We start from the raw sequence: 22,539 nt of genomic DNA on the forward strand, positions 1-22,539 counted from the left end.
ATATACGACGGCATGCAACCCTTGATCACCGTTGATGAACAGGCTGGGCCTCAGGACGGCCGACTGGCGTGAATCCGCAGGGTGCCCCACGCTACGGCGTATCGCCGACCGCCCGGTTAGCACCGACGCGTGGCTATGACGGCGAGATTGGGCACCGTTTGTAGGTCAGTGGTGCCCAGCCGCGGTCGTGGCGTCCGCGAATGTTGATGAGTTTGAACACCACCGATCTCGTTGCGGTGAGAGTATGACGCTGCTACTCCGCGTGAGGTGGGCGTCATGGCGTCGCAGGCTGACAAGGTCGCGCTGTATGCCGCGATCCGGCGCGAATCCCGCACGGGCTTGTCGGGCCGAGCGATCGAGCGCAAGCTCCAGGTCAGCCGCCGTACCGTAGCCAAAGCGCTGGCCGGAGACTGGCCGACCCCGAGAAAGAAGCTGCCGCCACGCAGTACCCGGCTGGATCCATACAAGTCGGCGATCGACGAGATGCTCCGAGCGGATCTGGACGCCCCGTAGAAGCAGCGGCATACCGCCAAACGGATCTTCGACAGGCTGGTCGACGAGCACGTCGCGGTGGAGGTGTCGTATCAGATGGTTCGCGCCTATGTCACCCGGCGGCGGCCAGAGATCAGGATCGAAGCGGGGCGCGGTCCACAGCACGCATTCGTACCGCAGTCGCACCGGCCAGGCGCCGAGGCGGAGGTCGACTTCGGCGAGGTGACGATCCGGCTGACCGGCGAGCTGGTCAAGTGCGTGCTGTTTTCGCTGCGGCTGTCGTATTCGGGCAAGGCCGTGCACCGCGTGTTCGCCTCCGGAGGCCAGGAGGCGTTCTTCGAGGGGCACGTCCACGCCTTCAGGGTGCTGGGCGGAGTTCCCTTCGGCAAGGTCCGCTACGACAACCTCAAGGCCGCGGTCGCCCAGGTGCTCGGCTTCTCCCGCGCCCGGGTAGAGACACCGCGCTGGACCGCCTTTCGCGAGCACTACGGCATCGAACCGTTCTACTGCCAGCCCGGCAAACAGGGCGCGCACGAAAAGGGCGGGGTAGAGGGCGACATCGGCTGGTTTCGCCACAACCGCCTGGTGCCCGTCCCGGAGGTCGCCACACTGGCCGAGCTGAACGCGCTGATCGATGCCTGGGACGCGGCCGACAACGCGCGGCGGATCGGCAGCCGACCCCGCACCATCGGGGAGTATTTCGCGATCGAACAACCCCTGCTCAAGCCGCTGCCCGCGGAGGCGTTCGAGACCGGGCTGCTGTTATCGCCGCGGGTGGACCGCTACAGCCAGATCAATGTGCGCACCAACCGCTACTCGGTGCCTACCCGGCTGATCGGCCGCCAGGTCCGGGTGGTGCTGCACGCCTCGGAGCTGGTCTATGACGGCCGCGAGGAAGTGGCCCGGCACGAGCGGCTGCTGGCCAAGGCCGGCATGCGGCTGGAGCTCGACCACTACCTGGAGGTGCTGATCCGCAAGCCCGGGGCCCTTCCTGGCGCGACCGCGCTGGAGCAGGCCCGCGCGGCGGGCAAGTTCACCCCGGTGCACGACCGCTGGTGGGCCGCGGCCTGTAAGGCCCACGGCGACCGGGACGGCACCCGCGCACTGATCGAGGTGCTGCTGCTGTCACGCCACCTGGCCCACGAGCACGTTGTCGCCGGTCTGGCCTCGGCCCTGGCGGCCGGCGCGCTGACCGCCGATGCCGTCGCGCTGGAGGCCCGCAAGGCCGCAGAAGCCGACACCACCGCCGAGCCGGCCACTTCCGTTGAGCCCGAACACGACGATCGCGCGAATGTGACCTTCCTAACAGAGCGGCGCCTGGCGCAGTTGCCGCCCGATACCCGGCCGCTGCCCTCGGTGGCCGTCTACGACCAGCTGCTGCGCCACCGTCCTTTCGCCCAGGGAGACCAGCCATGACCGTGCCCGCACCAGCCCCCACGCCACGTCACCGCGGACTCACCGAGCAGGCCGCTCAGACCGCTGTCGATGCCTCCTGCCGGATGCTGCGCCTGCCCACCATCCGCAAGCACTTCGAGGAGATGGCCGAACGCGCCACCCGTGAGCAGATGTCCTACCTCGGCTTCCTGGCCGAACTGCTCATGGCCGAATGCGACGACCGCGCCCGCCGACGCTCCGAACGCCGCATCAAAGCCGCCGCCTTCCCCCGGGACAAGTCGCTGCGTGAGTTCGACTTCGACGCCAACCCCAACATCGACCCCGCCCTCATCCACACCCTCGCTGCCTGCGAATGGGTCAAGAAAGGCCAGCCGCTCTGCCTGATCGGCGACTCCGGAACCGGTAAGTCCCATCTGCTGATCGCGCTGGGCACCGAGGCCGCGATGAAGGGCCATCGCGTCCGCTATACCCTGGCCACCAAGCTCGTCAACGAGCTCGTCGAAGCAGCCGACGACAAGCAGCTGACCAAGACCATCGCCCGTTACGGCCGCGTCGACCTGTTGTGCATCGACGAACTCGGCTACATGGAACTCGACCGCCGCGGCGCCGAGTTGCTCTTCCAGGTGCTGACCGAACGCGAGGAGAAAGCCAGCGTCGCGATCGCCTCCAACGACAGCTTCGGCGGCTGGACCAAGACCTTCACCGACCCCCGTCTCTGCGCCGCCATCGTCGACCGGCTCCCCTTCGGCGGCAACATCATCGAGACCGGCACCCAGTCCTACCGATTGGCCCAGACCCAGGCCCGCGCCCAGCGCAACAACGTGCTCCCGGCGGGCTGAGTCGGACGCTTCACACCTTCCACCTTCTTGGTGTGGAGAGGTGAGTACGAGTAAACACGCAGGCCCGTCAGGAGATTCGCCAGGTAAGGTCTTCGGCCGCTCACCGCCCGTTCGCCGGGCCCGGGGAGGCGCGGAACGCGAGTACCGCCGCGGAAAGCAGCAACAGCCCGCACACGCCCTGTTCCGCGACCATCCAGCCCGGCAGCGGCAGAAACAGCAGCACTCCCAACCCCGCGACAAGAACCACGACGAGCACGATTCGCAGGCGCAGGAGCGCTCGGTCGCCCGCCTGCTGGGCGCGGCGGGCGAATGCGAGGGTGAGAATCGATGTCGCCGCCACGATGACACCGCGCCCCCATGCCTGCGGGCTGACGAGGGAGGGGGCGACGGCGGAGAAGACGGCGATCGCCGCGACGGTCAACAGGCTCAGCGTGGCGTAGGCGGCAACCAGGATCTTGGCCGCGTGCAGGCCGGAACGGGCGAGCGTGTCAGGGGAGTCAGGCGTGGTCATGAGGCATTCTCCGAATCGATGGTGGGGGCGGGGGCAGCCGGGGCCGGCTGGACAGAACGCAGGAAGAGCGCGACGGTCTCGCCGATGTAGTGCTCGAGGTCCAACTCGGGATGCGCGAGGAAATAGAACGCCGCCGTGTCGATGACGGCGCGGATCGACAGGGCTGTGATCTCGGGGTCGAACGCGGCGAACTCGCCGCTGTCCTGGCCGGATTCCAGCAGCCGTCGAAGCGGGGCGGCCGCGTCGTCGAGTGGGACGGCCTGGACGGCGTCGGAGTTCTCAAGGATTCGCTGGGTCGCTCCGACGTGTGCGGGGTTGAGCGTGATGAAGCGCAGGCTGGCCTCAAGGTAGGTGCGAAGCTTCTCGGTCGAGGTGCCGGCGGCGCGCAGACGCTCTGCCATGAATGCCGCGCCGGTCTCGTACAGCGTCGTGACGACCACCTGGTAGAGCTCTTCCTTGGAAGAGAAGTGATACAGCGCGGTGCCCTTGCTGGTGCCCGCCTCGCGGGCCATGCGCTCCAGCGAGGCGGCTCGGTAGCCGTCCTGGCTGATCACCCGGATCGCGGCGGCGATCAGGTCCTCGCGTCTGGCCCGCCGGGTACGGGTGTGGGCTCCCGGTTCTCTCGACTGCATGGTCCAAAGTTAGACCACATGGTCGAAAGAGGCAAAGGGTTCGTCGAGCGTCGTCGTAGTCCGGATCGCCCCCTGTTCGGTAACCCATGGTTGGGGGCGGCTTGGCCTGCAGTACCACCGTGCCCTGTCCCCGTTGAGTGACCTGCGGCCACCCCACCAAGCTTCACGATCACGAACTCGGCACCGCGACCAACGTGCCGATCATCTCTGTTCGTTCACTCATGCGCGGCTTGGCACTTGACCCGTACGCTGATAGCAGCGCCTGCTCACAGTCCGTAGTCGCCAGGTGAAGTGATCAACGCTCTCGCGGTGCTCAAACCCATCGACGTTCTTGGCATTCGAGATCGCTAAACGGTGCTCGCTTTCGCGCGCAAGTGGGCCCCACTCGGGTCCGTGCCATCAGCCCCAAAGTAGCTCTCCGTAATTGCCGCTACGGAACGTAATTACTGTGGCCATCCAAGTGTTGTTTCATAAGCGAGGACCTAATGAACAGCACCACCGGCCGGACGCGACCAGAGCGAACACCGTTTCATAGGTCGATGCAAACAGGTAGCCCTGTGAAACGCACCCATGAAACGATCTGGCGGTGTCTGACGACGACCACCTCAGCGTGGAGGCCCACGACTGCCCGATGACCTCCTGCGCCGCCCCGGCCGGCTCCCCCCGCCGCACCGGCAAGGGCAAGGTCGCCGTCCAGTACCACAGCGCCCGCTTCCGCCTGGTGCCCGCGCTCGCCGACGCTCACCGTGCCCACCCCCGCGATCCGCAAGCCCGGCACGCTGTGGATCGCGTCGAGCTGGGTGTCCAGGGACTGGCGGACGGTGGAGGCGCGGGCGTGGCCGATACGGACGTGCCCGGCCGGTTCGGTGCCGGGCGTGGCCGAGCGGGGGCGGAAGGGGCCACGGCCGGATGGTTCCAGGCTGGACGTGTTCCACCGCCGTGCACACCGTAAACGGGTAGCGCACCTACGCCTCGGGCAAACTGTCCTAGATTCTCGACTCTCTCGGCAAAAGCGTGCATATATCGTGATCAACCGTCTGGACGGGTCGCTGGTTCGAAATACGCTGGTAGAACGCGTCGCCTCGAACGGCACGCGCTGTCGGGTGCAGCGCCGGAGGCGGCGTCGACAATCGGATCACGCGCCACGTCACCCTCGTCTGTGAGGGTGCGGATGCAGATACTCCAAGTTCGTCTTCATGAGGATCGGCCCACGGCCGTCCAGAGTGCGTCCCGGCTTCGAGTCGAGGGCCGGATGCCTCAATGAGGAAGGAGACGAGGATGTACACAGACCGCCTGCTCATCGCCAGCCCGCTGATCGCCACCCTCGTGTTCGGATCGATCGGAACCTCGCACGCCTCGGTCATCCCGACGCCTGCAAGCGCCGCAGACAGCCACGTCGTCACAACCTCGAAGAGTGCGCCGCCCGTGTGCAAAAGCCTGCCGAAGGGCCAGAAGAAGATCTGCAAGAACGGCTACTCGGAAGGGTTCGCCGCCGGAAAGAAGTGCGGCCCGCCTCGCATGACCGGACAGGTCACCGACAACGAGGCCTACGACATCGGCTACAACGCGGGCTACGACTCGGGCAGAAGGAACTGCCCGTCCTAGCCAACGGCCACGAGCCTGCCCAGCTATTCACCTGGGCAGGCTCGCCCAGACGGGATCGACCCAAGCCGAGGGGGAGCCATGATCGTGCGTATGATGTTCGCCGCCGTCATGACGGCTGCCGCGACCGCCGGGGGCGCAACAAGCTCTGCCGCTACCGCCGGCACCACGCCTACGCATTTCTCGCCAGCAACGTGTTCCGTGGCGGCGGACGACTGCTTTAAGTTTATTCGCCGTCGTTACCCGAAGAAGCTGGTCTGCCAGTACTGCGAGGATGATGAGGGGCACCGCGTGCTGAAGCTCTGCTGGAAGCCCGAGGACGCGCTGACACACCCGAAAAAGGATCCGGGGCCGATCAAGCGATAGTCGGCCATGAGCGGGCCCACACCATCTGGGGTGTCGGTAAGTATCGTGTCGCCGGGCCCAAGCGAGTAAGATCCACTGAACGGGCTTGACACAGACATGAATGTCGATCACGTCGACCTGCGACGACGCCGATGACCGGGAGTCTTCGCTGGACTTATCCCACGATGTTCGAGCCGGAAACCCTCGCCTGCGCGGCTTGTTCCGGTCGTACTCCGGTGGCACCTCTGACCAGCGAAACGGGTGACACCGGTCTTACCGGCACGTCCGCAGTGAGTTCAGCCAGACTGAAGGACATTCATCGGGAACACGCAAGTTCGGTTTGTGAGATCCGAAAATGCGGGGAGTTCGTCGGATCATCTTCGGTGGTTCACCGCCCGTGAGGCATGCAGGACAAGCGGACGGTCCGTGAACGTGCTTGAGCAGTATTCGGGGGTTGTCAGGCAGGCATGTGAGGAGCCGAGGGATGGAATCTGTGCTGGTCGCGTGGATCTCTCCCCGCGCCTACAGCATCCCGGCCGTCCTTTGACCAGATGGCAGTCAACGTCCGTCTGGCTACCATCGGCTGGATGGGAGATCGTCTCAAGGGTTGGTCGTGATGGACATGGACGAGCTACTCGAGGACGGCGAGCTGATCGGTGTGCCCGTTGCGGCACCCGAGGCAGCGCCGATTTGGCCGGCCTACGACCGGATGTGGCGACGCATCGTGACCATGGTGCGCCGGGCCGGTCATCCCGTGCTGCTGATGTGTCCGATCCCCGACGCCAGCGAGGTGCCCGCGTTCGTGCGATGGGACGGGCCGGTCCATTGGGCTCTGCTGGGAGGCGACCGGCGTGCTCGGTGGCGCCGAACCTGGCCACTGCGCCCGATGGCCTGCTGCCAGGTCCGCTGACATTCCCCATGCCGTTTTGACATCTGCAAGCGCGCCAGACAGCGGAAGACCTCCGGGGCGGAGTTGGGCCCCGAGGCGGTGCGTGCCGACAAAACCGAACGTCACGGACCGTGACCCGCTGGCCGCCAGGGAACGACCAGCTCAGGGTCCAGCCGTTCACGCTCTCCTTGCCGGTGTTCTCGATCACGATCTGGCTGGTGAAGCCGCCGGGCCACGAGCCGTGCGCCGAGTAGCGCACCCGGCAGGCGGCCTGCTCGCCCTTGTCCGCCAGCAACGCCGAGACCCACGCCAGCGGCGAGTTTCAGTTGATGGTCAGCTCGTTGGTGGACCAGAACTCATCGCACCGGAACGTCAAGGCATCGCCTCTGCCATGGCCTTCACCACCCGGCAGATCCAGCGCGGTCGGATCGGCCGTCCTGGTCGCCGTCATCAAGACCGGCCCTGCTGGCGTCGCGACCACCGGTGGATTACGCACCGCCGGCTTGCTGACGGCAGCGACGTCGATGAGAACGGCCGCGGTGCACTCCCCGGTCCCTGATCGCAGAGTGCGCCGACGGTGGGACAGGGCCGTCCGCTGAGCACTCCTGCTCCGTGCCACGGCCCCTTCCCGATTCCGGGTCGATCAGCTGACGGCGTAGGCGCGAACGATGGTCTCCCTGACGGTAGTGCCCGAGGTGTCGGTGGCCGTCGCCCTCACCGAGACGCTTCCGGCCGTGCGCGGGTTGGGCACGGCGGCGATCCAGCGGGATCCGACCGCGACGGCGGGCACCGGCACCCAACTCGCGCCGTCATCGACGGACATCTCCAGCCTGAGCGACGTCACCCGAGCTTGCGGCGCACCGGGATTACGCTCCACCCAGACGGGCACCCTGGTCACCGTGCCGGCACGGGCCCGGCTGAAGGCGTCGAGATCCTCCGGCGCGTAGCGGACGGCGAGCAGCGGGAGCGGCTTGGCCCTGGAGGTCCGCTCGGAGGTGAACGTCCAGGCTGTCTCCACGCTCGACGACAGCAGCGAGTGCGGGACCTGCCTGCGCATCGACGTGGTGAGTGTGTACTCCGCCCGCTGCGCGGGCAGTGCGGCCGTGAGCTCGCAGATCCCGAACCTGCAGCCGGACAGCGTGGTCTCGGCGATCGTCCGGCCGCCGCTGGCGAGGGTGGCCATGCCGGTGGCTGCGTCGTCCACGCCGGTGCGGCCCTTGACGCCGTCCGCGAAGAGCCGGCTCGCCTCGAAGGAGAGCTGGTCGGCTGTACGGCTGCCGTTCGGCTGCGCGAACGAGGGGCCGGCCACGGCGGCGTTCCACACCTCCTTGGCGGTGCCACGCCTACTGACCTTGCCGACGTCCCACACCCGGAGCGTGCCCGCCTCCCAGGAACTGTCCCAGGTGAGCCCGGGAGTGCGGTAGTAGGTGGCGGCGGCGGGGAGCGTCACGTCCTGCTGGAGTGTGTCGGAGAACTCGTTCCCCGGCTGGTCGCCGAACCTCGGGGAGAAGTGCGGCGAGCCCTGGGCCGCGACTCCGGAGGCGACGAAGGCCGCCTCCACCTTGGCCAGGTCCGCGCGCCTGGCTCGCTGCCCGATGTCCGCCGGGATGCCGCCGGTGCGGGCGTCGACCAGGTCGTAAAGGACGCCGCCGGCGGAGTCCCACACGGACCTCAGGTGGTAGCGCAGCCCTTCCGTGCGGACCGGGACGGCGTAGAGCTCCTGGTTGACGTCGAGGAAGGTCCGCCAGCCGAGTGACCAGGTGCCGAGTCCGATGGTGAAGTCGACGGTCTTCCTGGCCGTGGCCGCCGGGTCGTCGATGGCGAAGCGGGCCGGGCGGCCCTGGCGGGCGTCCAGGGTGATCGTCTGGTCGCTGTTGCCGACGCGGATGATGGTGTGGGTGAGGGTCAGCGTGGTGGGACCGGACAGGTCGGCGTAGAGGTTCCACTGGCCCTTCGGCAGGCGCATCCTGGCTGTGCCGTCCTTGAAGACCGGCGTCCGTGCGGCGCCGGTCGCGGGGTCGTAGAGCTCGGAGTAGATGAAGAGCTCACCGGGCTCCCTGCCGATGGTGTTGATGGTAACGTCATACGACTCCGGCTCGACGTACGCGCCGGCCAGCGTGCGGATCTCGCCCTGGGCCGAGACGGCGGTGACGGCGCCGGGGTAGTCGCCCGGGGCCTTGCCGGTGGCGTCGATGGTCAGTGTGACGGACGCCGTGCCGTTGGCGGGCACCTCCAGGCGCTGCGTCGACAGCTTCAGCACCTGACCCCCCTGCGTGGCGAGGTCCAGGGTGATGGGGGTGTCGCCGGTGTTGGTGTACGTGATGGCCTTGGTCGAGACCCGCTCGTCCTGGCTGTCCCAGGGGAAGGCGGTCCACACACTGGCGGGCTCGGCCACGACCGGCTGGGCCAGGGCACGCACGAGGTCGACGCGGCCGCTGCCCTGCTCGTACGGCGTGGCTCCGGTGGTGGGGACGGCGCTGCCGATGAGGGCGGCCTTGAGCTGGCGGCCGGTCCAGTCGGGGTGCCGCTGGGCCATGATCGCCGCGGCTCCGGCCACGTGCGGAGCGGCCATCGAGGTGCCGCTGTGCTCCACGTGCGTGCCGCTCGCCTCGGCGGCCATGATGCGCACACCGGGGGCCGTGATGTCCGGCTTGATCGCGTGGTCGCCTTCCCGGGGGCCCCGGCTGGAGGAGCCGGCGATCTGGTCGGTGTCGTCGACGGAGCCGACTGTCAGGGCGGCGTCGGCGCTGCCGGGGCTGGACACCGAGGCCGGTCCGCCGCCGTTGCCGGCGGAGACGACGAACAGCGTGCCCGTCTGCTGGGACAGCGTGTTGAGCGCCTGCTCGACCGGGTCGAGTTCCGGGACGTCGGGGCTGCCCAGGCTCATGTTGACGACCTTGGCCTTGACTTCGGTCGCCGCCCACTCCATGCCCGCCAGGATCGAGGAGTCCTGGGCGCCGAAGCGGCCGCCGATCTTGGCGACGGCGAGGTTCGTGTCCGGGGCGACGCCGCGGTACTGCGCGTTGTTTCCGGCCACGATGGAGGCGACGTGTGTGCCGTGTCCGACGTTGTCGCGGATGTCGGGCTCGTTGGAGAAATTCCGTTCATGGGTGACCACACCTTTGAGGTCGGGATGGTCGGGGTCGTAGCCGGAGTCGAGCACGGCCACCGTGACGCCCTTGCCGGTCATGCCCTGCTTCCAGGCTTCGGTGGCGCCGATCTGCTTGGTGCTGTGGTCGAGGGACCAGGGGCGCAGGCCATCCAGCCAGAGCTTCGACTTGCCGGCGGTCAGCGCGCGGGCGCCCTGGCCGGTCAGGTCTTTCCAGGTCTGGGCGGCGTTCTTCTTCGGGATCCGGAGGGTGGACAGGCCGAGCCCGGTGAGCCGCCGGGCCCCGGGCACGTCCGCGGACTGGACGATCATCGGGATGTCGGGCCGGTCGGCGTCGCTGTACCGCCATTGCAGCAGTTGCGTCACGTCGAACAGCCGGGGATCCAGCACTCCCTGGGCGAGTAGGGGACGGGCGTCGAACGGGATCACGTTCAGGTGGCCTCCGATCACCTGGCGGGCGAATCCCGTCCGCCTTCCAGGACCGGGTTGCACGCGCACGCCCGTGCCGGTGACCACGACGCGGTCGCCGGTGATCAACGTGACGACGCCGTCCGCCATGGCGGGCGCCGGGCGTTCCGGCGATGGTGCCACGATCATCGTGCCGGCAAGGAGGGCCGAGGCGAGTGTGCCGCCTAAGTTCATGAGCTGCCTCCAGCAAAGGGGGATCTGGACTGCGAGCGCGACCATACTTCTTTGAACGTAGTATGGTCAAGATCCGCAGAAGATCCCCGCCGGGGAGTCGGCATTAGGCTTGCTGGCCGAGGCCAAGGGCCTCAAGCCGCGCGGAATTCCATCTGCCGGCGCACTCGTCGTAGGCGGCCCAGCGGGCACGTAAGGCCGGATCGGCGAAGGCGCCGGACAGCATGGAATGTTCCTCGTGGCTGTCTTGCCGGGTCGTGCCAATCCATGAGACGGGGCCCGCCGAGCGAGGTGTCGGTGCCGAGCCAGGTTTCCCCTGCATGGTGGGTCGGCCAGTACTGGTGCGGCGAATCCGGCCGTCCGGCACAGGCCGAGATGGCGCGGGTCGACCGGGACGGTTCTTCGGGGGCGCGGAGCCAGGCGAGTGTGCGGGCCGGGTGCCCTCGCGAACCGTCTCCCTTCGGCTATCGGGGCCCCGCCGGTCAGATGTCGTAGATGCGCGTCATGGCGGTCAGGTGTCGGTGAGGCGTTCACGCAGGTCGGCGGGCGCGAGCACTTCGACGTCGGCGCCGAGTCTGAGGATTGAGGCGACGGCCCGATCGATGGATTCGATCGGAATGGTCACCTGGATCCAGCCGCCGGAGTCGGCAGCCGTCGCGGTGTCGCGCGGCCTGGACGACGGCCCGGTCCATGAGGTCGGGCAGGCTCGCCAGAGCGTTGGGAGAGAGCCGGATGGTCGCCGTGTCCTGGTGGCGGCGCTCGTCGAAGGACTCCAGGTAGGTCTGCCAGTATTCGGCCAGCACGAACTGCTGAGGTCGTGCGAACTGTTCCTCCAGGACCTGGAGGTCGAGGATGCGGGAGATGCGGTAGGTACGAATCCGTCCCTCCGACCGGGCGACCAGGTACCAGTGTCCTGCCTTGAGAACCAGCCCCAACGGCTCCACCGCCCGAGTGACCTCGTGCGGCTCAGCCCAACGGAAGTACTCGTCACGGAGGAGGCAGGCGCCTGAAGGATGAGGGAGGGAACCGATCAGCATTCAGGGCACAAAAACCTTACGCAGTCGCTCCAGCACTGGAAATCTCCCCCGCATTCTCCGGTGCACATGTTGTGACAGACAATGCATTGCCCGCCTGGAATAAACTCGTCATTTCCACCACCAACTCCTCTGGCGATCCGGGGGGCACCACCTCCCCTGGCGATCCGGGAGGCACCACCTCCCCTGGCGATCGAAGGGCGAGTGACTAGCTGTTCTGTGATGAGCTGCTTGAACACCTTCCCTTCCTCGGACTGAGGCTCATTGAATCGAAGAGCGGCTACGTGGTGATTGTGGTCCTTGCACTTTTGGTTCCCCAGCAAGGTGATCGCCGCGATCATGCTCGCAGGGATGGTCACCCACGTGGTGCAGTCCCTGGTCAGCTGAATGGAGTCGCCGGTACCCTCTGCTGCTCGTACCATGCCCACAACGTGGACGGGAACTGTGAGCGTGCCGCCACGCAGGCTCTCTATGAACTGCGCGGGTTCCACCACTGCGCCCATGGCTGATTCTCCCTCTCCGCGGTGACCTTCGTTCGGCCAAGGCTGGCCCACGTATGGAGTTCCCTGACTCCTCATCCGCTGATCCCCGCTCGCTAACAGTTGATCGGCGCACCATTGGTTCTTTGCCGCTGGGACCCGCCGCACGTGCTCGCGGAAGGAGCAGCCGGGCTCGCGGATCGCTCCACCGCTCCGACCCTTCGGCGAACACATCACGCCGACGCAGCGCGGTGTGCAGGTGCATGAGCGCGCACAGCACGAACGCGGCCTTGTCGACCTGCCCGTCGGGAAGATCGGGATTGCGGTACACCAGCGGCCGCCACGACCCGGTGATCAGCTCGTCGTGCGCGGCGATGTCACCGGGCGCGTAGCGGCGGCGGCTCTTGGCCATCGCCGCGGCGGCGCGCACCATGGCCAGCACCGGCGTGCCGGCCTCGACCGCGCGGAACCGGATCGTGGACAGCAGCGGCTCAATGAAGCCCTGCACGGTGCGGTAGCGCTTGACCAGCTCGGCCCGCCATTGCGCGGCCGCGTCGTCATCGCTGACCGGCACGAACGCCGCCACCGTCTCCACCGCCGAGGCCAGCTTCTCGCGCGGCACCACCTCCTCGATCGCCTTCCACACCTCCGCCAGCGACACCAGCCGCTCCTCGATCGCCTCCGGCAGCGCCATCAGTACCTCCATCGCCGAGGCCATCGTCCGCGCCGCCTTGCGCAACCTGGGGAAGGTCCGCAGCTGCTCGGCCTTGCCCGCCCGCTCCGCGCGGGCCAGCAGATTGGAGGAGATCAGCAGATCCAGCACGTCCAAAGCGTCATCGACCGAGGCGGTCTCCAAGTGCCGCACCGTGGCCAGCAGCGTCGCGCCCTGCCGATCGGCTGCCAGATCCCGCAGCGTGGGCGCCTTGGCCGCCAGCCCGTATCGGGCCAGCGCCCCCAGCTTGACCGCCGGCGCCGGATCGGTAGCCACCCCTCCGGCACAGCCAGCAACCCCACCAGCGCGGCGCGCATCTCGGCCGACAACCGGCCCGACAACAACGCGTGCAGCCGCTCGTTCTCCGCCCGCCGCACCTCGCCGACCAGCCGCACCAGCACGGTCATGCCCGGCAGCAGGATGCGCTCCTTGAGCATGTGCACCCGGGCCCGGTCGAACAGCGCCCGAGGCCCCTCCGCCGAGGCCCACACGCGGGCCGCCACGTACTGGCGCACCTCGCTCTCGCACGAGCCGAAGTCGCGATGGCGGGTCGGCGGTGATGCGGCGGGTGGCCTCGATGCCGTCGGGCACAGGCATGCGGACGTCCATCAGCACCACGTCCGGGCGGGTGGCGCGGACCAGCCGCACGGCCTCCTCGCCCTGCCCGGCCTCGCCGGCCCGCTCCGGCTGCCCCGCTGGGCCACCGTCACCACCGGCCTGGGCTGCGCGCCTTCCTCGCCGCAACCGCGTGGGTCATGGCGACCGTGGGCGCAGACATCGCGGGGACGGTCACCGACGCCCAGTGGGAAGGCCCCGGCCTGTCGGGCTTCCTCGCACTGGTCCCCAAGATGCTGCTGTGCTCGGTCGGCTTCGCCGCGCTGGCCGTCGCCGGCTGGCGCCGCCGCGGCATCTCCCGCGGCGCGTGCGTCCTGCTCCTGCTCGCCGCCCTGGTCGCGGTGCTGCTCTCCCCGCACCAGCCCACCGCTCTCCTCGGCGGCCTGGCCCTGGCCTGGGCCGGCAAGAACTCGGGATCCCGGAAATGAGTAGGCCCTACTCATGAGAAACCCGCTCGTCACACCCACTCTGGATCACATGAAAGGAAGAGTCACCATGTCCTCCGCAATGTCTTTCGCAGCAGTCCGCCGTGCCAGTGTCCTGGTTGCCGCCGCATGCGTGGCGGCCGCCTCAGGCGGAATGACCCCCGCCTCGGCCTCGGCCCAAACCGGTGTGGCCGGAGTGCAGGCATCGGCCGCCGGTCCCGCTCCGGACACCTGCCGCAGCGGCTACGTCTGGCGTGGCGCCCGCGCCATCGACCACGTGTGCGTCAGCCCGGCTGACCGTGACCGCACCGCCCGGGAGAACGCCACCGGTGTCTGGCACGACTGCCGCCAGGGGTTCGTCTGGCGGGAGGCCTACTCCGGCGACTACCGGTGCGTGGTGCCCGGCTCCCGGAGCGCCAACCGCGCCGACAACGCCAGCGCCCCCTACCGGCTCGCCTGGGTGATCATGACCCGCTGGCACCACGACGCCCCCAAGTCCAACTGCCAAGACGGTGTCGGCTGCTCCACCAACGAGAGCGACTACTACACCGCAGGCGTGCGCGGCTACTACCTGACCCCGGGCGCCCAGGTCACCATCCAGATCATCGACAAGAAGACCGGCGTACGGCTGTGGTCCGGCCGCGCCATCGCGCGGACCGGCGGCAAGGGACCGGAGGGCAGCTACGACCTCGACACCGGCAACCTGCTATGCCAGGGCGGCACCTTCGCCACGCCGTACAACGCCTACGTCCAGGCACGCCAGAACAACGGCCCCTGGTCACCCCAGGTTCCCATCTCCTTCCACAAGTGCAGCCACCTCTGACATTTCGGCACGGCCAGGCGTCACACGCCAAGCCTCAGCCTCATGTTGCGCTGGGCGAGGGTACGGCCGGTGCCCAGCAGGTCCTTGCGACGCTTCGCTGTCCTGTTGGAGATCGGCCACCGGGCCGGCTTCGCGGTCGGCGAGGCGTTCCTGCTGCCCGCAACACGCGGAGGCTCACCAGATCCCCCGCGAGAACCCTGTAACCGAGTCACGACCCCCGAGCTTGGAGAGTCTGCATGACTGGGAGCGAGAGGAACAGCGCCCTCATACCCGTACTGGTCGCCGTCATCGGCCTGGTCTCGGCCCTGGTGACCTCTCCGCTATGGGGCGAACCAGTATGCCGGGCAGCAGGGGTCTGCCGCGATGATGGTGACCGCACCGGCTCGGCAGCCAAGCCCAAGAGCAGCCACGGCTCGACCGGCCGCACCAAAACCTCCAAGCAGCCATCCCAGCCGACCAACGGCGTGGCGGAGTGGAGCTGTCCCGGTGGACTGTTCTGCGCATGGGACGGCACTCAAGGGACGGGCAGCATGATCGTCCATAAGGACGCCACATGCGCTTTGCACGACATCGGGGGCGCCGGCGTCGGGGACCGGCTGACCTCCTATCAGAACCGGACCGGCACAAGCGTCGCACTCTTGAACTGGACGGGTACCGAATGGCAGACCCTGGTCACGGTTCCCGACGGTGAGAAAGGCGACATGCCACAGGGGGCGGACAATATGGCGGACGGAGTGCAGGTCTGCGGCTGACCAACCGTGCAGGGGCCCCGGCATCCGCCATGCCGCGCTCCGCCCTTCGCCATACCTCTGCCCGCCCAGCGCCTCGCGCACCTGCCCGGTCATCGCCAGCTACCTCGGCACGCTGGCCGCCGCCGACGTGTTCACCATGGGCAACGCCTTAGGCTGCTGGAGTCCATGCGAATCGACACCGGCCTGCTCGGCCCCTTCGGCATCCGTCCCTGACCAACACGCCCGACCGCCGACGAAGAGCCAGCAGTCGTGGTCCCACGAACACCACCCCACACGCGACCAGGAAACGGCCGCGTGGGACACCGCTTCGTGGACTGCCGTCTGGGCTGGTGATCGACATGATCTCATTAGTTCCCCCGTCCCTGCACGGGACGCCGCTCAGGCGGGAGAACAGGGTGGGTTGCCCGCCGACGTCGGTTCGTCTATGGCGCGGCGGGTGAGGCCGTTGATGAGTTTGATCGCTGGGAGCTGCTTCAGGGGCCGCGCAGTGTTGCCATGAGCACGAGGGTCCGCCAAGAACGTGCCCGGCCGGGCCAAGACCGACAAGGCCGATGCGGTGTGGCTGGCCAAGGTGGCCGAGCGCGGCATGTGCCGGCCCTCGCTGGTTATCGGCGCTCGCTGACCGAAGACCGCACCCGGGAGATGCAGCGAGGCGAGAAGCTGCTGGAAGACGCTCAGGCGAAACTGTCGTCGGTGATCAGCGACATCTTCGGGATCTCCGGCCGGCAGATGCTGCAGGCCTTGGTCGACGGTCAGCGCGATCCGAGGGCGCTGGCCGGGATGGCCCGGGGCAGCATGCGCGGCAAGATCCCCGTGTTGGAGGAGGCGCTGCGCGGCTTCTTCACCGATCACCACGCCGTGCTGTTACGCATCATGCTGGACAACATCGACCGGCTCGGCGAACAGGCCGCCCTGCTGGACGCCGAGGTCGAGCGGGCGATGAGCCCTTTCTCGGCGCAGGCGACCCAGCTCGATGAGATCACCGGCGTGGGCCTGGTGGCCGCCCAGGAGCTGATCGCCGAGATTGGCGTGGAGATGAGTTGCCTCCCCACCGCCGTCCATCTGGTGTCCTGGACTAAGTTCTGCCCACAGACGCATGAGTCGGCGGGCCGCAAGAAGGGCAAGGGCCGCGGCAAAGGCAACCGCTGGCTGGCCAGCACGCTCGGCCGGATCGTCTTCTCCGTCAGCAAGAGCGACACCTTCCTCGGCGAGCGCCATCGCCGCATTGCCCGCCGTCGCGGCAAACCAAGGCTCTGGTCGCCGCCGGAAACTCGGTGCTCACCATCGTCTACCAGCTTCTGTCCGACCCTCAGGCCCACTTCCACGACCTGGGCGCCGACTACGACGCCACCCGCATCAACAAAGACCGTCGTGCCCGCAGCCTGGCCAGCCAGCTCCAAGCCCTGACCGGCCAGAAGATCGTCATCCGCAACGGCAAGGCCGTCCTCATCGAGCCAGAGACGGCCTGACACACAACCCACCGCGAGTCGCTCTCGCTCACCACCACTCGAGGTTCGCTGCCGCCTGCCCACATGAAGGTCGGATTTACGGGTCAGCCAGGACAATCCGGCGCGCACCAGCTTGCGCTCGGGGCGGAGCAGCAGCGAGTCCCACGCCTCCGCGAAGTCGTCGGGGGTGAGATCGCCGCAGACCCGCAGCCGTTTCATGGCCAGCTCGGCGACCGGCCCGGGGGAGGCGGGCAGCAGGCGCAGGTAGTCGCGGGTGTGGGCGGCGGACTCGGCGGGGGCGGGATCGAGGGCTTCGTGCTCGTCGAACCGGCCGCGCAACTCCTTCAGCAGCGCGGGCAACTGGGCCGCGACCTGCTTGCGGCCCTCGTCGTCCAGCGCCTTGACCGTCTCGGCGAGCCGGTCCGCGTGCCGCGATTCGATCAGCTTTCTGATCTCCGCCCAATGATCCATGCCGGGGACGGTAACCGGCCTCGCCGACACCTTCCTCGAACGTCATCAGTGGTCCCGGTGGACGACCTCGTCGAACGGGCGGCGTTTCGAGTGCTTGACGGGCTTCAGCGGGCGGTCTGCGGGGGGCCGAGCGCGACCAGGTAGGCGCAGAACCGGCCGGCGGGCAGGCCGAGTACGCGGTGTGCGGCCTTTTGGCCGTGGACCGTGGCGTGTCCGGTGCCGATCCCGAGGTCGGCCGCGGCCAGCCTCATGCTCATCATGGCCTGGCCGAGGTCGAATCGGGCGTCCTCGCGCAGCCGGGGATCGTCGAAGTCCTCCATGACCAGCGCGATGGCGGTCGCCGAGCCGGGGAGGTGGGCGGCGTACTTGCCTGTCTGCGCCAGCTCGTCCAGTTGTGAGCGGTCGGTGACGAGGACGAAGTCCATGGCTGCCAGTTCTTGGACGACGGCGCCCGCCTGGCCGCCTCCAGGATCCGGTCCAGGTCCGCCTGCGGGATCGGCCGGTCGGTGTACTGGCGGACGTTGCGTCAAGAGGTTTCCACGAATCCGGCCTATCCCACCTCGACCAGGGGAACTGGCGCAGATCAGGGGTGGGGGCTGAGGAGGTCGGTGAGGGCGGTGCGGTCGTTGACGCCGGTTTTGTCGTAGATGGCGTGCAGGGTGTTGGCGACCGTGCGGATGGAGACGACGAGCCGGTCGGCGATCTCGCGGTTCGTCAGCCCCTGGGCCGCCAGCACGGCGATCTCGCGCTGCCTGGGTGTCAGGCCGGGTACGTCGAGGTCCAGCAGCGCGAGCGTGCGCGCGCCCTGGCAGCGTTCCATGAGCCGCCAGCTTCGGGTCCCGGCCGCCCGAGCGCCACGGGTCAGCCCGGCCTCCCGGTGGCGGGCGGCCGCCTGGGCCGCCGACTCGGCCGCGTACAGCAGCAGGCCGAGCCGTTCGAAGTCGTCCGTGACCGCGTCGAGCTCCGCGCCGTCGCGGGCCGCGGCGTGCCGGGCGAACAGCGCCACCAGCGGTCCTTCCACGTCGAGCGCGGCCAGCCGCGCGGCGACCAGGTTGGGGCGGCCGAGCCTGACCACGTCGTGCAGCGCGTACGGCACGTCGCACGGCAGTGCGCTGTCGGCGATCTCCAGGCTGAGTTCGACGGCGCCCGCGGCGTCGCCGCGCCCGGCCCTGGTCCACACCTGGGCGAAGCGGAGGGGTTCGACGACGAAGGGGCCGATCGGCGTGCCCTCGGCCCGGGCGCGTGCCAGTGCTTCCTCGGCCGCGGCGACCTCGCCGAGCAGCGCGTACGCGTGCGCCAGCTCGCCCAGGCACTGCCCGGCCAGCACACTGCGTACGGGCAGCCGGGCGGCGGTGTCGCGGGCCCAGGAGAGCGCGTCGGCGAGCCGCCCGCGCAGGCGCAGCACGCGTGACCTGAGCGCGCCGAACTCCAGGATCGCCCTGGTCCAGGTGCCGTACTGGCCGTCGAGGCCGTAGCCCTCGTCGGTGTGACGCTCGGCGGTGTCGAGGTCGCCGAGCAGCAGCGCGGCGTTGGCCGCGTGCACGGTGTAGGCGGCGGCGAGGCTCGGCATGGCGTCGGGCTCCCTCGCGAGCCCGGCGCGGATCTCCTCGACGCGGGCCAGGCAGTCGGCGGGGCGGCCCCTGGCCAGCATGACGGCTGCTTCGGGGCCGCCGATCATGCGTTCGCTGTGGGCCGTGAGCGGGCCCAGGCGCCGCGTCGCGGCCAGCAGGTCCTCGGCCGTGGCGCTGTCGCCGGTGACCGCGGCCAGGACGGACCGCATGATCGTCACACCCTGCCGCATCCCGGTCTCGCGGACGAGCCCGGCGGTCTCCTCCAGCACGGCCCGCGCCCGCGCGACGTCCCCGAGGCCGATGGCCAGGTTGAGGGCACGCTGCACGCCGAGATCGGTCCTGGCGCGCTCGTCCATGTCCGCTTCCCAGACGGTGGCGAAACTCTGTTCGGCCTCGTCGTGCCTGTCGGTGTAGAACAGCACCGTGCCCAGTACGGCCAGCGCCCGCGTCCCGCCGCCCGCCGCGACGGCCGCGCGGCCGAGGCGTACGGCCATCTCCAGGTCGCGGACGACCCTGGCGCGCTCGCACCCGGCCAGGAGCGGCTCGGGATCGTCGGTCATGCCGCCGTCCAGCCGCCAGACGGCCACTCTGAGCACGTCCTCGCGCCGCCGCAGCCCGGCCTCCGCGACCGCCCCGGCCATCCTGCGCATCATCGAGCGGGCCCGCAGCACGCCGCAGCCGTCGCGGATGACCTCGCCGTGCAGGGGGTGGGCGAGGCGTACCTGGAGCCGCCTGCCGTCGGGCTGCACGGTGACGAGCTGGCGGTCCTCCAGGTGCTGGACGGCGTCGAGCGAGCCGAGCGCGGCCAGCAGGTCCACGCCGAGCGGCTCGCCGTACGCGAGGAGTTCCAGGGCCTCGCGTTCGCGGGCGGTCAGCTCGCCGATGCGGCCCGCGATCGTCTCGCGCAGCGAGGGGGTGATCGTCAGCGGACCGCGCCAGCGCCACACGCCGTCGTCGTCGGTGAGCGTGCAGGACAGGACGAGTTCGCGCAGGTAGAGGGCGTTGCCCTGGCTGGCGCGCCACAGCCGGTCGACGGTCGCGGACTCCACCTGGCCGCCGAGCGCGCCCTTCAGCACGGCCTTGGTCTCGGCGGGGGAGAACGGCTGCAGCTCCAGCCGGGGCACCAGGTCGTCCTTCCACAGGGCGAAGACCGCGTCGGGCACCGGCGTACCGCTGCGGAGTGTCGCGATCACCCGCGTGCCGCCCCGCATCACGAGGTGGTGGACGAGCGCGGCGGAGGCGGAGTCGAGCAGGTGGGCGTCGTCCACGACCAGCACGGACGCCTGTACGGCGGCGGCCGCCCAGCCCAGCGGGTTGCCCGCGGGCGGCGTGGAGGGCAGCAGCGGGGCGAAGGCGCCCAGCGGGATCTCCGCGCCCGAGGCGGTGGCCCGCGCCCAGGCGACCCCGTCGAGACCGCGTACGGCCTCCGCCACCAGACGGCTCTTGCCCGTGCCCGGCGGACCGGCGACGACCATGCCCCTGGAGGCCGACCTGATTCGGGTGAGTTGTGCCGCACGTCCGGTGAACGGCCAGGAGCTTGCCACGAAAAGAGGGTATTTGAGTAGACCATGCTCATGCGAGGCCGTTTCCCTGACCTGCATGATGACCTCATGACCACGGCACTGACCACCGATCTGACGGACCTGGTCCGGGAGAGCCTGGGCGACCCGCTCGCGCAGATCGCGGAGCAGCACACCGAGCGGCTCGACCTCGGTCCCCGGATGTTGTCCACGGCCTCGCTGCACCGCGTGCACGGCACCACGACCAGCGGCGCGACCTGGGAGTTCTTCGTCAAGTCCGTCCACGGTCTGCGGCACTCGGACCAGTTCGAGAAGCTCCCCGAGCACGTACGCGCCGAGGCGGTCACGCACTTCCCCTGGCGGGTGGACGCGGACGTCTACCTGGCCCGGCCGTGGCTTCCCGACGGGCTGCGGCTGCCGAGGACGTACAGGATCGACGACCTGGGGGACGACCGGCTGGTCATGTGGCTGGAGTACGTGCACGTCGCGCCCGTGGAGTGGGACCTGGACCGCTACCGGTCGGCCGCCCGCCTGCTCGGCGCCCTGGCCGCGGCCCGCCCCGTGACCGGGTCACTCAACCTCGGGCTCAGGCAGTACTGTTCGGGCCCGGTCGCCGGCCTGTTCCTGCCCGCCCTGCGCGATCCGGCGACGTGGCGGCATCCGCTGCTCGCGGAGAACGTCGACCCCCTGCTCCGCGCCGACCTGCTGACGCTGGCCGAACGCATCGGGCCGCTGCTCGATGCCCTCGACCGCCTCCCGCACACGTTCGTGCACGGCGACGCCTGCCCCAGGAACCTGCTGGTGCCCGCCGACGGCTCGGCGGAGTTCGTGGCCATCGACTGGGGCTGGGCGTATCCGGCGGCGGTGGGGTTCGACCTGGGGCAGTTGCTGGTCGGGCGGGCGCACACCGGCGAGCTGGACCCCGCCGACCTGCCCGCGGTGCACGAGGCCATCGAGAGCGCGTACGCCTCCGAGGTGGGCGCGGACCCCGCCGACGTCTCCTTCGGCTACGTCGCCTCGCTCGTCCTGCGCTGCGCCTTCACCGCGATCCCCACCGAACTGCTGGACCAGGAGCCCACCCCGGAGCTGTACGACCTTTTTCGCAAAAGGGCCGGCCTGGCCAGGTTCCTCGTCGATCTCGGGCGATCGTTGCCCGAATGATCAGCTTCGCGGCGGCAGGATCGGGGCGAGGATGAAGCGGGGGGTGGCCCAGACGGCGTACAGCAGGGGCGAGCACACCACCAGCAGGCCGATCACCGCCTTGACCAGATGATGGTTACGGCGACGCCCAGCACCACAAGGTTGGCCGCGGCCAGGTACCAGCGGCGCGCGACCAGATAGAGGCAGGGCCGCACGAGCCCGCGCACGGTTCCGGCAGGCTCGGCGATGAGCACCAGCAGCGTGAGCACCGCGGCCGCCACCAGCGTCGCCGCGGTGACGAAGAAGGGCACCAGCACCGGAGGCACCCACGTCGCGTCCACGACCAGCACGCTCACCGCCGCTTCGCCGGCCACGCGCGCCACGATGTAGTCCTGGTGCACAGCGATGGAGAAGGCGAAGCTTTCGGGGAAGCCGTGGTCCTCGGTCACGGACGTCTTTCTCAGAGAAGGGCGGTCAGCTTCAACGGCCGGCGCCGCGCCGGCCTGGCTGTCGCGGGATTGCCGTGGCTCCCCGGCGTTTCGGACGCGGCTTGTCCTGATGCCCCCAGGCGTGACCGGGGGCTCGGAACGGTCAGTGACGCTGGCGGAGTTCTTCATTGATACGCAGCGCCTCGGCGAGCTGGTCCTCCAAGATGATGATGCGGCAGGCCGCTTCTAGTACTACAGCGAGGCTTTGAGATGTTTCAGTCGATGTCTTCTGTAGTGGCTGGCTCGGGCGCGGGTCTGATGGAGGCGCCGGTAGTGGGACCAGGCCAAGGCATGGGCGAGGGGTGGGACGAGAGTGCTGGTCAGGTGTGCCAGGAGACGGCGGATCTCGGCTGGTGTGAGGCGGACCAGCCCGCTTGGGCTTTTGGGAAGTGCGCGACGGTCACGGCCAGGTAGGCGTGGGCGAGCATCGCCAAAGTGATGTGGCGGTGCCAGGCGTCGTAACGGCGCACCTGGTAGTGGTCCAGGCCGGTCTCGTTCTTGGCGCTCTGGAAGCATTCCTCGATGGCCCATCTGCTGCCCGCGACGGTGATGAGGTCTTCCAGGGTGGTGCCGGCCGGGGCATGGCACAGGTAGTAGGCCAGTTCCCG

General features: G+C 69.1%; 19 protein-coding genes and 7 pseudogenes. 11 read left to right on the forward strand and 15 right to left on the reverse strand.

Annotated features, from left to right (window positions below):
• The first annotated feature begins 276 nt into the window (after positions 1-276).
• Both istA and istB read left to right on the forward strand, forming a co-directional pair.
• Positions 277-1,908: pseudogene (istA, locus tag ABZ444_RS46975) on the forward strand (IS21 family transposase).
• A complete protein-coding gene (gene istB / locus ABZ444_RS46980; protein ID WP_358010824.1) occupies positions 1,905-2,726 on the forward strand; it encodes an IS21-like element helper ATPase IstB in 822 nt (273 codons plus the stop codon). The pseudogene istA and the gene istB overlap by 4 nt, the downstream one beginning before the upstream one ends.
• Positions 2,727-2,826: 100 nt before the next feature.
• On the opposite strand, the gene ABZ444_RS46985 is transcribed toward istB, so the two are convergent.
• Complete coding sequence (locus ABZ444_RS46985) at positions 2,827-3,237, reverse strand: hypothetical protein (protein ID WP_358010825.1); 411 nt, start codon at positions 3,235-3,237, stop codon at positions 2,827-2,829.
• A complete protein-coding gene (locus tag ABZ444_RS46990) occupies positions 3,234-3,869 on the reverse strand; it encodes a TetR/AcrR family transcriptional regulator (RefSeq protein ID WP_358010827.1) in 636 nt (211 codons plus the stop codon). Before ABZ444_RS46990 ends, ABZ444_RS46985 begins: the two co-directional genes overlap by 4 nt.
• A gap of 586 nt (positions 3,870-4,455) precedes the next feature.
• Here ABZ444_RS46990 and ABZ444_RS46995 point away from each other — a divergent pair.
• The 4 genes from ABZ444_RS46995 to ABZ444_RS47010 all read left to right on the forward strand — a co-directional run bounded on the left by ABZ444_RS46995 (position 4,456) and on the right by ABZ444_RS47010 (position 6,726).
• The gene (locus tag ABZ444_RS46995; protein WP_358010828.1) at positions 4,456-4,821 is read left to right on the forward strand and encodes a hypothetical protein; all 366 of its coding nucleotides are present in this window, start codon (positions 4,456-4,458) and stop codon (positions 4,819-4,821) included.
• A 326-nt stretch (positions 4,822-5,147) separates the two neighbouring features.
• A complete protein-coding gene (locus ABZ444_RS47000) occupies positions 5,148-5,474 on the forward strand; it encodes a hypothetical protein (RefSeq protein ID WP_358010829.1) in 327 nt (108 codons plus the stop codon).
• A gap of 78 nt (positions 5,475-5,552) precedes the next feature.
• On the forward strand, positions 5,553-5,837 hold the full coding sequence (locus ABZ444_RS47005; RefSeq protein ID WP_358010830.1) for a hypothetical protein: 285 nt from the start codon (positions 5,553-5,555) through the stop codon (positions 5,835-5,837).
• Between the two features lie 595 nt (positions 5,838-6,432).
• A complete protein-coding gene (locus ABZ444_RS47010; protein WP_358010848.1) occupies positions 6,433-6,726 on the forward strand; it encodes a hypothetical protein in 294 nt (97 codons plus the stop codon).
• A gap of 169 nt (positions 6,727-6,895) precedes the next feature.
• Here the strand turns inward: ABZ444_RS47010 and ABZ444_RS47015 are convergent.
• From ABZ444_RS47015 to ABZ444_RS47050, 8 genes and pseudogenes are all read right to left on the reverse strand, one after another.
• Positions 6,896-6,964, reverse strand: a pseudogene (locus tag ABZ444_RS47015) (hypothetical protein); the annotation flags it as partial.
• 63 nt (positions 6,965-7,027) lie between these two features.
• On the reverse strand, positions 7,028-7,201 hold the full coding sequence (locus ABZ444_RS47020; RefSeq protein WP_358010831.1) for a hypothetical protein: 174 nt from the start codon (positions 7,199-7,201) through the stop codon (positions 7,028-7,030).
• A gap of 147 nt (positions 7,202-7,348) precedes the next feature.
• Positions 7,349-10,456: a S8 family serine peptidase gene (locus ABZ444_RS47025; RefSeq protein ID WP_358010832.1), complete on the reverse strand. Its 3,108-nt coding sequence runs from the start codon at positions 10,454-10,456 to the stop codon at positions 7,349-7,351.
• Positions 10,457-10,964: 508 nt separating this feature from the next.
• Entirely contained in the window at positions 10,965-11,078 is a 114-nt protein-coding gene (locus ABZ444_RS47030; protein ID WP_358010834.1) for a WYL domain-containing protein, read from the reverse strand.
• 40 nt (positions 11,079-11,118) lie between these two features.
• Positions 11,119-11,490 (reverse strand): annotated as a pseudogene (locus tag ABZ444_RS47035) (WYL domain-containing protein); the annotation flags it as partial.
• A 258-nt stretch (positions 11,491-11,748) separates the two neighbouring features.
• Positions 11,749-12,954, reverse strand: coding sequence for a hypothetical protein (locus ABZ444_RS47040; RefSeq protein ID WP_358010850.1), 1,206 nt, complete (start codon positions 12,952-12,954; stop codon positions 11,749-11,751).
• Between the two features lie 110 nt (positions 12,955-13,064).
• Positions 13,065-13,193, reverse strand: a pseudogene (locus ABZ444_RS47045) (hypothetical protein); the annotation flags it as partial.
• Positions 13,194-13,221: 28 nt separating this feature from the next.
• Positions 13,222-13,353: pseudogene (locus tag ABZ444_RS47050) on the reverse strand (response regulator); the annotation flags it as partial.
• A gap of 89 nt (positions 13,354-13,442) precedes the next feature.
• On the opposite strand from ABZ444_RS47050, the gene ABZ444_RS47055 reads away from it, so the two are divergent.
• From ABZ444_RS47055 to ABZ444_RS47070, 4 genes are all read left to right on the forward strand, one after another.
• Positions 13,443-13,721 carry a hypothetical protein gene (locus ABZ444_RS47055; RefSeq protein WP_358010836.1) on the forward strand — a complete coding sequence of 93 codons (279 nt, stop codon included), beginning with the start codon at positions 13,443-13,445 and terminating at the stop codon, positions 13,719-13,721.
• Positions 13,722-13,914: 193 nt separating this feature from the next.
• A complete protein-coding gene (locus ABZ444_RS47060) occupies positions 13,915-14,541 on the forward strand; it encodes a hypothetical protein (protein ID WP_358010837.1) in 627 nt (208 codons plus the stop codon).
• Between the two features lie 236 nt (positions 14,542-14,777).
• The gene (locus tag ABZ444_RS47065) at positions 14,778-15,293 is read left to right on the forward strand and encodes a peptidase inhibitor family I36 protein (protein ID WP_358010839.1); all 516 of its coding nucleotides are present in this window, start codon (positions 14,778-14,780) and stop codon (positions 15,291-15,293) included.
• A gap of 588 nt (positions 15,294-15,881) precedes the next feature.
• Positions 15,882-16,700 (forward strand): transposase, encoded by an 819-nt coding sequence (locus ABZ444_RS47070; protein WP_358010841.1) that lies wholly within the window; start codon positions 15,882-15,884, stop codon positions 16,698-16,700.
• Between the two features lie 616 nt (positions 16,701-17,316).
• On the opposite strand, the gene ABZ444_RS47075 is transcribed toward ABZ444_RS47070, so the two are convergent.
• Complete coding sequence (locus ABZ444_RS47075) at positions 17,317-17,637, reverse strand: nitroreductase family protein (RefSeq protein ID WP_358010842.1); 321 nt, start codon at positions 17,635-17,637, stop codon at positions 17,317-17,319.
• A gap of 158 nt (positions 17,638-17,795) precedes the next feature.
• On the reverse strand, positions 17,796-20,327 hold the full coding sequence (locus ABZ444_RS47080) for a LuxR C-terminal-related transcriptional regulator (RefSeq protein ID WP_358010844.1): 2,532 nt from the start codon (positions 20,325-20,327) through the stop codon (positions 17,796-17,798).
• A 66-nt stretch (positions 20,328-20,393) separates the two neighbouring features.
• Between ABZ444_RS47080 and ABZ444_RS47085 the strand changes: the two genes are divergently transcribed.
• Positions 20,394-21,464 carry a phosphotransferase gene (locus ABZ444_RS47085; RefSeq protein WP_358010845.1) on the forward strand — a complete coding sequence of 357 codons (1,071 nt, stop codon included), beginning with the start codon at positions 20,394-20,396 and terminating at the stop codon, positions 21,462-21,464.
• Between the two features lie 92 nt (positions 21,465-21,556).
• On the opposite strand, the gene ABZ444_RS47090 is transcribed toward ABZ444_RS47085, so the two are convergent.
• The 3 genes and pseudogenes from ABZ444_RS47090 to ABZ444_RS47100 all read right to left on the reverse strand — a co-directional run.
• A complete protein-coding gene (locus ABZ444_RS47090) occupies positions 21,557-21,892 on the reverse strand; it encodes a hypothetical protein (protein ID WP_358010846.1) in 336 nt (111 codons plus the stop codon).
• Between the two features lie 142 nt (positions 21,893-22,034).
• Positions 22,035-22,121: pseudogene (locus ABZ444_RS47095) on the reverse strand (MerR family DNA-binding transcriptional regulator); the annotation flags it as partial.
• Between the two features lie 130 nt (positions 22,122-22,251).
• A pseudogene (locus tag ABZ444_RS47100) lies at positions 22,252-22,539 on the reverse strand (IS701 family transposase); the annotation flags it as partial.

It is taken from the genome of Nonomuraea sp. NPDC005730 (assembly GCF_040630865.1).
Taxonomy (GTDB): domain Bacteria; phylum Actinomycetota; class Actinomycetes; order Streptosporangiales; family Streptosporangiaceae; genus Nonomuraea.